The organism is Cellulomonas sp. Marseille-Q8402 (genome assembly GCF_965119525.1).
This window is the reverse complement of record NZ_CBCPLX010000001.1, coordinates 1,303,461-1,317,283: the sequence shown is the minus strand read 5'-3', so window position 1 is coordinate 1,317,283 and position 13,823 is coordinate 1,303,461. Positions and strand designations below refer to the sequence as shown.

The 13,823-nt window shown below is 73.9% G+C and carries 11 protein-coding genes; 8 read left to right on the top strand and 3 right to left on the bottom strand.

The window, feature by feature from the left end; all coding sequences use genetic code 11:
* Positions 1-60: 60 nt before the first annotated feature.
* The 6 genes from ACWPWW_RS06015 to ACWPWW_RS05990 all read left to right on the top strand — a co-directional run bounded on the left by ACWPWW_RS06015 (position 61) and on the right by ACWPWW_RS05990 (position 7,205).
* A complete protein-coding gene (locus tag ACWPWW_RS06015; protein ID WP_454049428.1) occupies positions 61-1,212 on the top strand; it encodes a glycosyltransferase in 1,152 nt (383 codons plus the stop codon).
* Between the two features lie 84 nt (positions 1,213-1,296).
* Positions 1,297-2,565 (top strand): glycosyltransferase family 2 protein, encoded by a 1,269-nt coding sequence (locus tag ACWPWW_RS06010; protein ID WP_454049427.1) that lies wholly within the window; start codon positions 1,297-1,299, stop codon positions 2,563-2,565.
* Entirely contained in the window at positions 2,562-3,707 is a 1,146-nt protein-coding gene (locus tag ACWPWW_RS06005) for a glycosyltransferase family 4 protein (RefSeq protein WP_454049426.1), read from the top strand. Before ACWPWW_RS06010 ends, ACWPWW_RS06005 begins: the two co-directional genes overlap by 4 nt.
* A complete protein-coding gene (locus ACWPWW_RS06000) occupies positions 3,704-4,948 on the top strand; it encodes a lipopolysaccharide biosynthesis protein (RefSeq protein WP_454049425.1) in 1,245 nt (414 codons plus the stop codon). The genes ACWPWW_RS06005 and ACWPWW_RS06000 overlap by 4 nt, the downstream gene beginning before the upstream one ends.
* Entirely contained in the window at positions 4,945-6,072 is a 1,128-nt protein-coding gene (locus tag ACWPWW_RS05995) for a glycosyltransferase family 4 protein (RefSeq protein ID WP_454049424.1), read from the top strand. The genes ACWPWW_RS06000 and ACWPWW_RS05995 overlap by 4 nt, the downstream gene beginning before the upstream one ends.
* Complete coding sequence (locus ACWPWW_RS05990; RefSeq protein ID WP_454049423.1) at positions 6,069-7,205, top strand: glycosyltransferase family 4 protein; 1,137 nt, start codon at positions 6,069-6,071, stop codon at positions 7,203-7,205. Before ACWPWW_RS05995 ends, ACWPWW_RS05990 begins: the two co-directional genes overlap by 4 nt.
* A gap of 20 nt (positions 7,206-7,225) precedes the next feature.
* Here ACWPWW_RS05990 and ACWPWW_RS05985 read toward each other — a convergent pair whose 3' ends face one another.
* The gene (locus tag ACWPWW_RS05985; protein WP_454049422.1) at positions 7,226-7,837 is read right to left on the bottom strand and encodes a dTDP-4-dehydrorhamnose 3,5-epimerase family protein; all 612 of its coding nucleotides are present in this window, start codon (positions 7,835-7,837) and stop codon (positions 7,226-7,228) included.
* Positions 7,838-7,921: 84 nt separating this feature from the next.
* Between ACWPWW_RS05985 and rfbD the strand changes: the two genes are divergently transcribed.
* Both rfbD and ACWPWW_RS05975 read left to right on the top strand, forming a co-directional pair.
* Positions 7,922-8,767 (top strand): dTDP-4-dehydrorhamnose reductase, encoded by an 846-nt coding sequence (gene rfbD, locus ACWPWW_RS05980; RefSeq protein ID WP_454049421.1) that lies wholly within the window; start codon positions 7,922-7,924, stop codon positions 8,765-8,767.
* Positions 8,764-9,711 carry a glycosyltransferase family 2 protein gene (locus ACWPWW_RS05975; RefSeq protein ID WP_454049420.1) on the top strand — a complete coding sequence of 316 codons (948 nt, stop codon included), beginning with the start codon at positions 8,764-8,766 and terminating at the stop codon, positions 9,709-9,711. The genes rfbD and ACWPWW_RS05975 overlap by 4 nt, the downstream gene beginning before the upstream one ends.
* 61 nt (positions 9,712-9,772) lie before the next feature.
* Here ACWPWW_RS05975 and ACWPWW_RS05970 read toward each other — a convergent pair whose 3' ends face one another.
* Both ACWPWW_RS05970 and ACWPWW_RS05965 read right to left on the bottom strand, forming a co-directional pair.
* A complete protein-coding gene (locus tag ACWPWW_RS05970; protein WP_454049419.1) occupies positions 9,773-11,404 on the bottom strand; it encodes a polysaccharide pyruvyl transferase family protein in 1,632 nt (543 codons plus the stop codon).
* Positions 11,404-13,788: a glycosyltransferase gene (locus ACWPWW_RS05965; protein WP_454049418.1), complete on the bottom strand. Its 2,385-nt coding sequence runs from the start codon at positions 13,786-13,788 to the stop codon at positions 11,404-11,406. The genes ACWPWW_RS05970 and ACWPWW_RS05965 overlap by 1 nt, the downstream gene beginning before the upstream one ends.
* Positions 13,789-13,823 lie beyond the last annotated feature (35 nt).

The window sequence follows — 13,823 nt, the reverse complement described above, 5'->3', positions numbered from 1 at the left end:
TGAGGCTACCGCGCGGGCCTGCTGCTCCGGGGCCCGTCGTGCGCTCGGTAGGCTCCCCGGGTGCGCATCGCCGTGGCCTACGACTGCTTCTTCCCGCTGACGACCGGTGGCGGTGAGCGGCAGTACGGCCAGTTCGCCGACGCGTGGGCGCGCGCCGGGCACGAGGTCACCTACCTGACCCGGCGGCAGTGGCCGGCCGCGGCCCCGACCCGCGACGGCGTCGACGTCGTCGCGGTGAGCGCCCCGTTCGAGCTGTACGACGCGACGGGGAACCGCAAGCCGCTCGGGGCGCTGCGGTTCGCCGCGGGGCTGTTCCGGCACCTCGTGACCCACCGCCGGTCCTACGACGCCCTGGTGGTCAGCGCGCTGCCGGTGCTGAACGTCGTCGCGGCCCGCCTGGCGCTGCTGGGCAGCCGGACCCGCATCTGCGCCGACTTCCTCGAGGTCTGGCGGCCCGACCAGTGGCTCGCGTACTCCGGTGCGGTGACGGGCCGGGTGGCGGCGACCCTCCAGCGGCTCGCCGTGCGGATCAGCCCGCTGGTGTCCTGCCACTCGCGGATGAACGGTCGCCGGCTCGCGGCCGAGGGCGCCCGCCGCGCGCCGGTGGTCAGCCCCGGCCTGATCGCGGGCACGGTGGCCGAGGCGCCCGTTCCCCGGCCCGCAGACCTGCCGCCGACCGTGCTCTACGTCGGCCGGCACATCGGCGACAAGCGGGTGGAGTCGATCCCCGCGGCCGTCGCGTGGGCACGGCAGCAGGTGCCGGGCCTGCGCGCGGTGGTGCTCGGCGAGGGCCCGCAGCGCGCGGTCGTCCGTGCCGAGGTGGCCCGGCTGGGCCTGGAGGACGTCGTCGACCTGCCCGGGTTCGTGCCGGAGGAGCAGCTCGACGCGCACCTGCGCGCGGCCGCGGTGCTCGTCAACCCGTCCCGGCGCGAGGGCTACGGCCTGGTCGTCGTCGAGGCCTGCGCGGTGGGGACGCCGGTGGTGCTGGTGCGCGCCGAGGACAACGCCTCGGTCGAGCTGGTCGAGGACGGGGTCAACGGCTACGTCGCGGCGTCGACGTCGCCCGAGGTGCTGGGCGCCGCGATCGTGCGAGCCGTCCGGGCGGGCGAGCCGCTGCGGCGCAGCGCCCGCGCCTGGTACGAGGCGGCCGCGACGGAGAAGACCGCCGAGAAGGCGGCGCTGGGCATCCTCGACGCGCTGGCCCGGCTGTGATCCCGGGCGCCGTGTTCGGCCCCGGGTCCCACCTGGGCGTTGGTAGAGTGTCGCGGCCCTGACAACTAGCCGGACGGACGACCCATGGCTGCCCCATCGACGCCGCCTGGCCTCGAGCTCACCATCCTCATGCCCTGCCTCAACGAGGCCGAGACGATCGAGGTCTGCATCCGCAAGGCGCTCGGGTACCTCGAGCGGTCCGGCGTCGCCGGAGAGGTCCTCATCGCGGACAACGGCAGCACCGACGGCTCGCAGGCCCTCGCCGAGGCGCTGGGCGCCCGGGTCGTGCCGATCCCGGAGAAGGGCTACGGCAGCGCGCTCATCGGCGGCATCGCGGCCGCGCGCGGTCGCTACGTGATCATGGGCGACGCCGACGACTCGTACGACTTCTCGTCCCTGGACCCGTTCGTCGCGAAGCTGCGCGAGGGCTACCAGCTCGTGATGGGCAACCGGTTCCGCGGCGGCATCGCGCCCGGGGCCATGCCGCCGCTGCACAAGTACCTCGGCAACCCGGTGCTGTCGGGCATCGGTGCGCTGTTCTTCAAGCCCGGCGTCCGCGACTTCCACTGCGGGCTGCGCGGCTTCGACCGGCAGGCGATCCTCGGCCTCGGGCTGCGGACGGCCGGCATGGAGTTCGCCTCCGAGATGGTGGTGAAGGCCTGCCTGCAGCGCCTGCGGATCGTCGAGGTGCCGACGACCCTGAGCGAGGACGGCCGGTCGCGCCCGCCGCACCTGAGGTCCTGGCACGACGGCTGGCGCCACCTGCGCTTCCTGCTGATCTTCTCGCCGAAGTGGCTGTTCCTGTACCCCGGGGCGCTCCTGCTCGGGATCGGCGTGCTCGCCAGCCTGGTGCTGCTGTTCGGCCCGGTCGAGATCGGCTCGATCGGCTTCGACGTCTCCACGATGATCTACGCCGCGGCGGCCTCGGTCGTCGGGTACCAGGCGGTGCTGTTCGCGATCCTGACGAAGACGTACGCGGAGCACGAGGGCTTCCTGCCCGCGGGACCGCGGTTCCGGGCGATCTCGGACAGGCTCACGCTCGAACGCGGGTTGATCACGGGCCTGGCGATCTTCGTGCTCGGCCTGGTGATCGCCGTCGTGCAGGTGGTGCGGTGGCGCGACGAGGGCTTCGGCGGGCTGGACGCGCGCCAGGCGGTGCGGGTCGCGGTGCCCGCGGCGCTCGGCATGATGCTCGGGTTCCAGACCATGATGTCGAGCATGTTCATCGGCATCCTGTCGATCCCGACGCGCGCGCGGTCCAACCCGGTCGCGCCCCAGGCGGACCCGGCGGACGAGGCGGTCCTGGTCGACCCCGGCACCGTGCCCGCCGCCGGCACGGCCGAGCGGCCGTGAGCGCCGCCCGCTCCCGCGTCGCGGTCGACCTGCTGTACCTGACGGGCAAGCGGGGCGGCACCGAGACGTACGCCCGGCAGCTGCTGCCGCGGATGGCCGACCTGCTCCCCGACGTCGAGCTGGTGGCGCTCACCAACACGCTCGGACGGGAGGCGGTCGCGCGCTGGTTCCCCGGCCGGCTGCACACGCTCCCGGTCTCCGGGGACAACCGGCCGGTCTGGGCGGCCGCGGAGACCTTCGCGGTCGACCGGGTCGCCGCGCGCGGCCGGGCCGACCTGGTCTGGTGCCCGGCGAACTTCGGGCCGCGCGCTCGCCGCGTGCCCACGCTGGTGACGGTCCACGACGTCATCGCGTGGGACTTCCCGAACCCCGAGGTCAGCCGGGTCACGCAGGCGGTGACCTCCGGCATCATCGGCCGCGCGGCGCGCTCCGCCACCCGGCTGCTGACCGGGAGCGAGGACGCCCGGGACGCCATCACGCGGGTGCTCGGCGTCCCGGCGTCCAAGATCACCGTGGTCCCGCACGGCTCCGCCGACCCGCGCCCCGGCGTCGACGTGGCCGCGGAGATCGACGGGCTCGGGCTGGGCGACGGCCGGCCGACGGTCCTGTCGACCGGCAACCGGATGCCGCACAAGAACTACGACGGGCTGCTGCGCGCGCTCGCGCTGATCCCGGCGGAGCGGCGGCCGAGGCTGGTCGTCACCGGCAGCCACGGCGACGACCCGCTCGCGCCGCTCGTGGAGGAGCTGGGGCTCGCCGCCGACGTCACGCTGCTCGGCTGGGTGACCGCCGACCAGCTCGAGGCGCTCTACCAGTCCGCGACCCTCTACGCGTGCCCCTCGCTCGCCGAGGGCTTCGGCCTGCCGGTGATCGACGCGATGAAGCGAGGCACCCCGGTGCTCGTCGCGGACATCGGCGCGCTGCGCGAGGTCGGCGGCGACGCCGTCCGGTACGCCGATCCGACCGACCCGGCGGCGATGGCGGCGGGGATCGAGGCCCTGCTGGCCGACCCGGCCGAGCGCGCGCGGCTCCGGCAGGCCGGCCTCGCCCGGTCGTCGCAGTTCACCTGGGACCGGTCCGCCGAGCTGACCGCCGACGCGGTGCGCCGGACGCTCGAGGACGTGGCGGCGGCGCGCCGGTGAGGTCGTTGTGGGGCCGGCTGGCCGGGTTCGCCGGGCTGCCGATGATCTCCATGATCACACCGCTGCTGGTGCTGCCCGTGCTGGGCCGCGCCGCGGGGCAGGCGGGCTGGGCGAGCATCGCGGCGGGGGAGTCCGTCGGCACCTTCGCCGCCATCGTCATCGCCTGGGGCTGGAACACCGCCGGCCCGCCGCGGGTCGCGCTCGACCTCGACCCGGTCGCGCGCGCCCGGCTGTACCGGGAGAGCCTGCTGGTCCGCGGCGCGCTCACGCTGCTGGCCGTGCCCGTCATCGTGGTGCTGTGCCTGCTGCTCGCCGCGGACGGGTACGCGCTGCCGACGGTGCTCATGGGCCTGTCCGGCGCCGTCGTCGGGCTCTCGTTCTCCTGGTACGCCGTCGGCGCGGGCGACCCGCGCTCGATCGCCGTCTACGAGGCCGTGCCCCGGGTGCTCGCCGCCGCGGTGTCCGCCGGCGTCATCGTCGCGACCGGCCAGCTGGTCGTGTACCCGCTGCTCGCCTTCTCGGTGTCCGTGGCGGGCATCGTGCTGTTCAGCCGCCGGGTGCTGCGGCACGGCGGCCCCGCGCACGTCGGCGTGCGCGACCTGGGGCGGCTGCTCTGGCGCGACCGGGCGGTCGCGGCGATCGACACCGCCGGCGGCGCCTACGCGACCGTCCCGGTGCCGGTGGTGAGCGCGCTGTCGCCGGTCGCCGCGGCCAGCTCGTTCGCGTCCGCGGACAAGCTGTACAAGTTCGGCCAGTACGTCCCGATCACGCTCGGCAACGCGTTCCAGTCCTGGACGGTCGAGGGCGGGACCGCGGAGCGCGGGCGGCGCCTGCGGATCGCGTTGTCCGCGCACGTGCTGCTCGGCCTGGTCGGGTGGGCGTTCCTCACCGCCGTGGGGCCGTGGTTCTCCGGCGTGATGTTCGGTGCCGACGTGGCGGCGACCCGGTCCGTCTGCTTCTGGCTCGGTGCGACGTTCCTCCTCGTGTCCACCCGCATCTCGATGACCCGGCACATCCTGATCCCCGTCGGCGCGGTGCGGGTCGTCTTCGTCTCCACGGTCACGTCGGCCGTCATCGGCGTCCCGCTGATCGCCGGGCTGTGCTGGGCGATCGGCCCGGTCGGCGCCGCCGTCGGCGTCTGCGTGAGCGAGGTCGTCGCCTGCGGCATCCTCGCCGCCCCCGCGCTGCACCGCCTGCGCGCGTGGGACCCCGAGCCCGCCGTCGAGGAGGACCTGGCATGAACCCCACCCTGGTCGTCGGAGTCGACGGCACCCCCCTCTTCCGGCGTGTCGACGGCATCGGGCGCTACACCGCCAACCTGCTGCGTGCGACCGCCGAGGCCCGGCCCGACTGGCGGTTCGTCGTCATCGGCTTCCGCGACGACGCCGGCCGGCCGTCGCTGGTGCCGGACCTGCCCAACGTCGACGTCGTGCTCCTGCCCGCGCCGCGCCGCGCCTTCCAGGCGGTGTTCTCCTACCTGGTGCGCCTGCCCGTCGGCCGCCTCCTGCCCCGCCTCGACGTGCACCTCGCGACCAACTACGTCGCGTTCCCGCACCTGCCGGGCGTGCCGACCGTGAGCACCGTGTACGACCTCACCTACGTCGACCTGCCCGAGGTCGTCGAGGCCCGCAACCTCGGGTACCTGCGTCGGCACGTGCCGCGCACCGTCCGCGAGTCGGCGGCGCTGCTCGCGATCTCGCCGTTCACGGCGGCACGGATCGACCAGGAGTTCCCCGGGCACCCGCCGGTCCACGTGGTCGACTGCGCGCTGGACCCGACGTTCCTCGCGGCCACCGCCGGCGACGACGTCCGTCCGGACCTGCCCGAGGGCTACGTCCTTGCGGTCGGCACGCTCGAGCCGCGCAAGAACCTCGTCACGCTGCTGCGCGCCTACGCGCTGCTCGACCCGGCCGTGCGTGCCGCGCACCCGCTCGTCGTCGTCGGCAAGCAGGGCTGGGGCCCGGGCGACGTGCCCGCGGACGTGCCGGCCGACGTCGTCGCGGGAGTCCGGTTCACCGGGTACGTCGCCGACGCCGAGCTGCCCGCCGTCTACCGGCACGCGCGGCTCTTCGTGTTCCCGAGCCGGTACGAGGGCTTCGGCCTGCCGCTGCTCGAGGCGATGGCGTTCGGTGCCCCCGCCGTGGCCTCGGACATCCCGCCGTTCCGCACCATCGGGGCGGACCTCGTGGACTACGCGGACCCGGACGACCCCGCCGCGTTCGCCGCCGCCGTCACCCGGGCGCTGGCAGCACCTGACCCGGACCGCACCGCGCGGGCCGCCGCGGCCGCTCGCACCTGGACGTGGGACCGCAGCGCCGAGCAGCTGGCCGCGGCGCTCGAGAGCGTGCAGGAGGACCCTCGATGAGCAGCACCCCCCGCGTCCTGGTGGACGCCACCGCGATCCCCGCCGACCGCGGCGGCGTCGGTCGGTACGTCGACGACCTGCTGCCCGCCCTGGCGCGGCTGGACGTCCGGCTCGCCGTCGCGACGCAGCAGCGGGACGCCGAACGGTTCGCCACGGCGCTGCCCGGTGCCGAGGTGCTCACCGCACCGGCCGCCGCGGAGCGCCGCCCGGTGCGGATGGCCTGGGAGCAGGCGGTGCTGCCGCGCCTGGTGCGCTCGTGGCGCGCCGACGTGCTGCACAGCCCGCACTACACGATGCCGCTGCGCGCCGGGGCTCCGGTCGTGGTCACGCTGCACGACGCCACGTTCTTCAGCCACCCGGACCTGCACTCGCCGGTCAAGGCCCGGTTCTTCCGCACCGCGACCCGGCACGCGGTGCGGTCGGCGGCAGGCCTGGTCGTCCCGTCCGCGGCGACCGGCGCCGAGGTGCGGCGGTACGCCGGCGGCGACGCGTCCCGGTTCCACGTCGCGTACCACGGCGTCGACACCGAGGTCTTCCACCCGGTGCCCGACGCCGAGCGGTCCCGGGTCGCCGCCTCGCTCGGGCTGGCGGGGGAGCCGTACGTCGCGTTCCTCGGCACGCTGGAGCCCCGGAAGAACGTGCCGGCCCTGATCCGCGCCTGGGTGCGCGTCGCCGGCGAGCAGCCGGGTGCCGCGCCCGCGCTGGTGCTCGCGGGCGGGCGCGGCTGGGACACCGGGGTCGACCCGGCGCTCGCCGCCGTGCCGGCCGCGCTGCACGCGCTGCGCCCCGGCTACCTGCCCTTCGAGGACCTGCCCGGCTTCCTGTCGGGCGCAGCCGTCGTCGCCTACCCGAGCCTGGGCGAGGGCTTCGGCCTGCCGGTGCTGGAGGCCATGGCCTGCGGCGCCGCCGTGCTGACCACGCGCGAGCTCTCGCTGCCCGAGGTCGGCGGCGACGCCGTGGCGTACTGCGACACCGACGAGGCCTCGATCGCCGCGGGACTGGCCGACCTGCTGGCCGATGCGCCGCGCCGCGCCGCGCTCGGCGTCGCGGCACGCGAGCGGGCCGCCACGTTCACCTGGGACGCCGCGGCCGCCGTGCACCTGCAGGCCTACCGGGCGGCGGCCGCCCGCTGAGGGGCGGGCCGCCGTCCGCGTCAGAGCGACGCGACGTACGCGGCGACCGCGGCGTGGTCGGGGAGCAGGCCCTGCTCGCGCGCCTCGGCCAGCGTCGGGGCGACCTCGTCCTTCGCGGACAGCTGCGGCGTCACCGGGTTGCCGTGCCGGTCCGTCGTCGGCCACGCGATGCCGATCTCCGGGTCCAGGGGGTGGATGCCGTGCTCGCGTCCCGGGGAGTAGCCCGTCGAGCACAGGTACATCACGGTCGAGTCGTCCTCCAGCGAGAAGAACCCGTGGCCGAGGCCCTCACCCAGGTAGATCGCCCGGCGGTCGGTGTCGTCCAGCAGCACCGAGTCCCACTGCCCGAACGTGGGCGAGCCGACGCGGATGTCGACGACGACGTCCAGCACCGCGCCGCGCACGCACGTCACGTACTTGGCCTGACCCGGGGGCACGTCCGCGAAGTGGATGCCGCGCAGCACGCCCGCCGCCGACACGGACAGGTTGGCCTGCTGCAGGTCGAACCGGTGCCCGGTCGCCTCGGCGAACGGACCGCCCTGGAACGCCTCGAGGAAGACGCCGCGCGGGTCTCCGTGCTGCACGGGCGTGATCTCCCAGGCGCCGGGGACGGAGAGCTCGCGGTAGGTCATGGGGGTCCTCTCGGGTGGGAACGGCCGAGGGAAGCCTAGCCGCGCCGGTAGGCTGCCCGCGGTTGTCGACGACAGGGAGTGGACGTGCGCTGGTTGGTGACGGGTGCGAGCGGCATGCTCGGGCAGGACGTGGTGGCCTTGCTGGAGGACCGCGGGCACGAGGTGACCGGGCTGGACCGGGGTGCCCTCGACATCACCGACCCCGCGGCCACCCGCGACGCGGCGGCCGGCTACGACGTCGTCGCCAACGTCGCCGCCTACACCGCGGTGGACGCCGCCGAGGCCGACGAGAGCGCCGCCTTCACGGTCAACGCCGTGGGCCCCGCCCTGCTGGCGCGCGCCGCGCACGCCGCCGGGGCGCGCCTGGTGCAGGTCTCCACCGACTACGTCTTCGACGGTGCCGCCACCGCGCCCTACGCCGAGGACGCGCCCATCCAGCCGCGGTCCGCGTACGGCCGCACCAAGGCCGCGGGGGAGTGGGCCGTGCGCGCCGAGGCGCCGGACCACCTGATCGTCCGCACCGCGTGGCTCTACGGCGCCCACGGCGCCTGCTTCCCGAAGACCATCGCGCGCGTCGCCGCCGAGAAGGGCGGCCTCGACGTCGTCGCCGACCAGGTGGGGCAGCCGACCTGGACCGTCGACCTGGCGGACCTCCTGGAGCGGCTCGTCGCCGCCGGGGCGCCCGCCGGGACGTACCACGGCACCTCCGGGGGTCAGACGTCGTGGCACGGGTTCGCGCAGGCCGCCGTGGCGTCCGCGGGGCTCGACCCCGTCATCGTGCGCGAGACGACGTCGGAGAAGTTCGTGCGGCCCGCGCCGCGGCCGGCGTACTCGGTGCTGGGGCACGACGCGCTGCGCGCGGCGGGGGTGGAGCCGATCGGGGACTGGGCGGAGCGGTGGGCGACCGCGGCGGGGACGGTGCTCTCGTGACCGCGTCAGGAAGCGTCTGGGTGGTGATCCCGGCGCTCAACGAGGCCGAGAACCTGGACGTCGTGGTCCCGGCGGTTCTCGCGCAGGGCCTCGTCGCCGAGACGGGAGGCGCCGTGCTCGTGGTCGACGACGGCTCGACCGACGGGACGGCTGACGTGGTCCGGCGGCTCGGCGCCTGGCACGACGGTGCCGTGCAGCTGATCTCCTTCGGCCGCAACCGCGGGAAGGCCGCCGCGCTGCAGGAGGGTTTCGGGTACGCCCTCGCGGCGGGCGCCGACGTGATCGTCATGATGGACGCGGACGGGCAGGACGACCCCGGAGAGCTCGAGCGCCTGGTGAAGCAGCTCGACGCAGGTGCAGACCTGGTCACGGGGGCGCGCGCGGTACGTCGGGACCGTCTCGTGAAGCGCTCGACCTCGCGCCTGTACAACCGCGTCACCGCGGTTCTCTCGCGGACGCCGGGGAGCGACTTCAACTCGGGCTACAAGGCGATGCGCGCGTCCGTCGCCCGGGACGTCTCCACCATGATGTACGGGGAGATGCACCGCTACCTGACCGTGATCGCCCACTGGCAGGGATACCGCGTCACCGAGGTCCCGGTCGAGCACCACGCGCGTCTGCACGGCAGCAGCAAGTACGGCATCGCCCGGTTCTGGCGCGGTTTCATCGACCTCGTCACGGTGCGATTCCTCATGACGTACGAGAGCCGGCCGTCGCACCTCTTCGGCGGCGTGGGGGCGCTCCTGTCAGGTGTCGGTGGGCTGATGCTGCTCTACCTTCTGGTCCTGCGTGTCGCGGGTCAGAGCGTGGGAGACCGTCCGATGCTGGTCGCGGCGGTGCTCCTCGTCGTCGTGGGCGTCCAGCTGGTGCTCTTCGGGTTGCACGCCGAGCTCACGGTCTACCTCCGCAACCGGGACGCGCGCACGTCCCGCGACGAGGGCTGACCGTCCCCTCTCGCGACGACGGCCCCCGGTTTTCACCGGGGGCCGTCGTCGAGGAGGCGGATCAGCGAGGCCGGAGCCGGCCGTAGACGCGCCGTGGGCGCTCGAGCATCCGGAATGTGCGCGTGGAGTAGACGGCGTCCAGCTCGGACTGCAGGGACTGGATCGTCGGCAGCCCCTCCATCCACGTGGCCAGCGGGCGCAGCGGGTCGGAGACGAGCGCGTGCGCCGCCTCGTTCGCGATGCGGAGCGTGTCGACCTCATCCCTGGTCAGCGCGAGCTCCGCGGCCAGATCGGCCCGCTCGCGCTCGAGCCCGTCGACGCGCTCGTGGAGCGACGCGGTCCTGCTCCGCTCCTCGGTGCCGGCCAGGCGCTCCGCCTCGAAGCGCGCCGAGACCACTTCGCTCCACTCGCGCAGTGCGGTGGCTCCGGGGAACCATGTGCCTCCCGCGAACGCCGGCACATCGGCGTAGGGGACGACCGGGACCGGTGATCCGCTGAGCGCGGCGAGGACCGCGTCCCACCACGCCGTCCGCTCGGGTCGGCGGACGGCGTCCACGGTCGAGAGATGCTCGCGGACCTCGGACCCGCTGCTCAGGACCGTCCTCGCGATCTCCGGCAGCTCGCCGCGGACCAGCGAGGCCACGGAGAAGGCCAGTGCCTCGAGGCCGTAGTTCGCCAGGCTGCCGTGGATCTTCGTGGACGTGTACGCGTCGACGCCGATGCCGATGGCGGGGACGCCGCTCGCGACGGCGAACACCACCGGGTGGTAGCGCGTGCTCACGACCAGCGCCGCGCCTGAGACGAGTCGCGCGGCACGTCGGGCGGAGACCGGCTCGAGGACGTCGATCTGGGACGACGTGGCCGTGCGTGCGATCGCCTCGTGGATCGCGAGGTCGCCGGTGGGACCGTCCTCGTCCCGGGTCGCGTGATGGGGGATGAGCACGACGCGGAGTCCGGACTCCGTCAGCGCGTCCAGCAGAGCGGCTGCCGACTCGACGTACTCCTCGGGCGACGCGAGCCCGGTGGCGGGGGCGAACGTCGCCGCCACGTACGGTTCGGTCGGCAGCGGGTCCTGGTCGGCAGCTGTGTCGAGATAGGCGGCGTCGTCGACGACCTGCACCAGGCGGTCGACCGGCATGCCGAGCTGCTGCGCGAGCTGGTAGGAGGGCTGCTCGCGGATCCCGACGAGCGCCGCGGACGTGATGATCCGGCCGACGAGCTCACCATGGCGCGCCGTCAGGTGCGGCCCCAGCGTCTGCCCGGTCACGACGTGCGGCTTGCCGAACGCGGCGGCGAGCGAGGCGAGCGCGGCGCGCTCGTAGACGTGCTCGGGCCAGGTCGAGCTCAGGTTCCCTCCACCCGAGATCACGACGCCGTCGGCGTCCGCGACGGCGTGCACCACCGCCCAGGCGGGGTCGTCCCACGCCAGCGCGCCGGCATCGCCACCGGCGGCCGATACGACGGCGTCGAGACGTCGGTCCCGGTCCTCGTCGGACAGCAACCCGGCGAAGCCGACGCGGGGAACCGTCTGCCACCCGTAGCGCGCTGCGGTGTCGTCCTGGTCACCGGACAGCGCGACGACGACGAGATCGGTCCGCACGGCCAGCTCGTCGGCGACGGCCTCGGCCATCGCCTCGTCCCCGGCGTGGTATCCGCCGGCGGAACCGACGTCACCCAGCAGGACAATCTTCATCAGGCACCTACCTCGTGTGGGACGTACGCGGGAAGTCGGGTGAGGAGCGGCGCCACCGTGCTGGCGACACCGTCCACCGAGAACTGCGCGATGTGCGTGCGGGCCCGTGAGGCGACCGCCTTCGCGCGAGCGGGGTCGTCGTGGACGGAGCGCATCGCGGCGGCGGCCAGCGCTAGGTCGGGATCCGCCCACCGCGCCTTGGCGTCGTACGGGTCCGCGTCAGGTCCCACGTCCGTCAGGTTGTAGGGGACGAGGAAGGCCGTGTCCTCGGTCATGAAGTCCATGTTGCCCGAGTAGGCAGTGGCGACCACCGGGGTGCCGACGGCCATGGCGTCGGCGAGGTTCAGGCCGAAGCCCTCGGAGCGGTGGACCGAGACGACGCAGTCCACGAGCTCGGTGAGGGCGCGCATCTCGTGGGCCGTGAGATATCCGTCGCGGAGGACGATGTCCGGCCGGTCGAGCGTCGCGAGCCGAAGCCGCTCCCGCTCCGTCGGTCGGAGGTGGCCGTTGATCGACTTGACGACGAGCACGGCGCCGTCGTCGGGTCCGAACGCCGCGCGGTACGCCTCGATGGCGCCGAGGGGGTTCTTCCGTGCCATCACCGAGAGGAAGTCGAAGTTCGCGAGGAAGACGGTCTTGTCCTCCGGCAGCCCCAGGTGGTGCCGACGCAGCAGCGTGGGGTCGCGCGGTGCCGTGATGGGCAGCGGGACGACGCGGACCGGCTTGCCGGTGCGTGCTGCGACGGCCCGCTGGTTGAACGTCGTGGACACCCAGACCTCGTCGACGTACTCGAACGCCGGGTCGAAGAGCGCAGGGAAGTCCTCGAGCTCCCAGAACCAGTAGCCGACGCGGATCCCGCCGTTGCGCCCGAGGTCGAGGCGCTCGGCGAGCAGAGGAGTCTGGTCCGCGTTGACGCACAGGATCGAGTTCACGTACCGCGGGTGCTCGGTGATCCGCCCTTGGTACCGGTGCTGCTGGCGGGACTGCGGCCCCTGCGTCACGCCCACCATCTCCCACGGCACCCCGGTCCGGGACACCGCCTGGCTGAGCCTGCGTCCCGCCTCGCCCACGCCGAGCTCGGCGCGTGCGTACCCGACCAGGCTCCACCCGAAGTCGGGTTCACCGGAGGCTCGTGGCCGTGGTGCTCCGGAGGTCCGCGCCTCCTCTCGGGGTGCCGGGCCCAGGCTGGCCAGCAGCTCCTGGGCGCCGGGATCGGCGTCGAGCCAGTTGCGGAAGTGCTGTGCGTCGGGGCCCAACGGAGCGGGGAACGCGCGCTGGAGGTCGTCGCGCATCCGCCAGATCGCGTACTCGAACCGGCTGAACGAGAACTGCCCGGCGCGGACGGTGGGACCGGTCAGCCATGCGCGGAACGCCGCCGGGTCACGGAGCGGGTTCGGCGCCGGCACGGCGGTGCGGTCCTCGCTGACGACCGAGTCGCGGTACATCCGGCGGACCAGCGGCGTGAGCCGCAGCCCGTCCGGAGTGCGGTCGTTGCGGTACGGGTTCTTGCGCAGGGTGACGTGCTCGAGCTCGACCAGCTCCCGGCCGTAGTCGTCGCACAGGGCACGGAGGTCGGAGTGCTCGCTGAGCAGCGTCCGGGGCATCGGGCCGAGGTGCTTCGACAGCAGCCACGGCTTCGCGGGGTCGTAGCCGCTGAAGTGGAAGAAGCGCAGGGGACGGTCGCCCGCCCGCCACTCGCCGTCCTCGCCCCGCCGGATCTCGCGTTCGTGCAGGTTCCAGTAGGCGGCATTGAGGCCCGGGTCCCGCAGGATCTCGACGGCTTCGAAGCTGGGAGCCCAGTCGATCCACCGCTGATCCGTGAACAGCGCGTTGCCGAGATCGACGACCGCGTCCGTGGTGAGCCGCTCGTGCCACCAGGTGAGGAACCGGTAGGCGGAGCCACCGGTCGCGATGAACCCGAGGTTGTACATCCCGGAGTGCATGATGTCCGACTCCGTCAGACGCTTGCCGTCCCGGGGGAGGGGGGCCAGCGCGTGCGGCGTGAGCGCGACCCCGTGCGAGACGGCGCTCTCGAAGACGTCGTCGAGCCGACCGTAGACGCGGATGTCCGGGTCGAAGTAGCTCGCAGAGGCAGCGCCGCTCCGGTGGAGGTGCATCAGCATCGCCGGCTTGAGAGCGGTGGCGTACTCCATCACGTCGTACATGACGTGCATCGAGTCGAGGACGTCCTGGTCGAGACCGAGGTCGGCGGGCAGCACCACCGCGCCGAGCCCGTCCAACGAACGGTCGGAGTCGTCGCCGTCGATGATCAACGTGACGAAGTGCGCGTCCGGGTTGTGCGCGACGAAGGAACGAGCGAGGACCCGGGCCTGAGCGATGTAGTTGCGAGCGACGATGGTGCAGACGGCATGGCGACGCGTCACGAACCTAATCCTCCAGAGTGCCGTCGGCGCGGTGG

Excerpts from the sequence above, each read along its gene's own strand:
- ACWPWW_RS05985 (WP_454049422.1), bottom strand. The coding sequence starts at position 7,837 with ATGACCTACCGCGAGCTCTCCGTCCCCGGCGCCTGGGAGATCACGCCC.
- ACWPWW_RS06010 (WP_454049427.1), top strand. The coding sequence starts at position 1,297 with ATGGCTGCCCCATCGACGCCGCCTGGCCTCGAGCTCACCATCCTCATG.
- ACWPWW_RS05970 (WP_454049419.1), bottom strand. The coding sequence starts at position 11,404 with ATGAAGATTGTCCTGCTGGGTGACGTCGGTTCCGCCGGCGGATACCAC.
- ACWPWW_RS05995 (WP_454049424.1), top strand. The coding sequence starts at position 4,945 with ATGAACCCCACCCTGGTCGTCGGAGTCGACGGCACCCCCCTCTTCCGG.
- ACWPWW_RS05990 (WP_454049423.1), top strand. The coding sequence starts at position 6,069 with ATGAGCAGCACCCCCCGCGTCCTGGTGGACGCCACCGCGATCCCCGCC.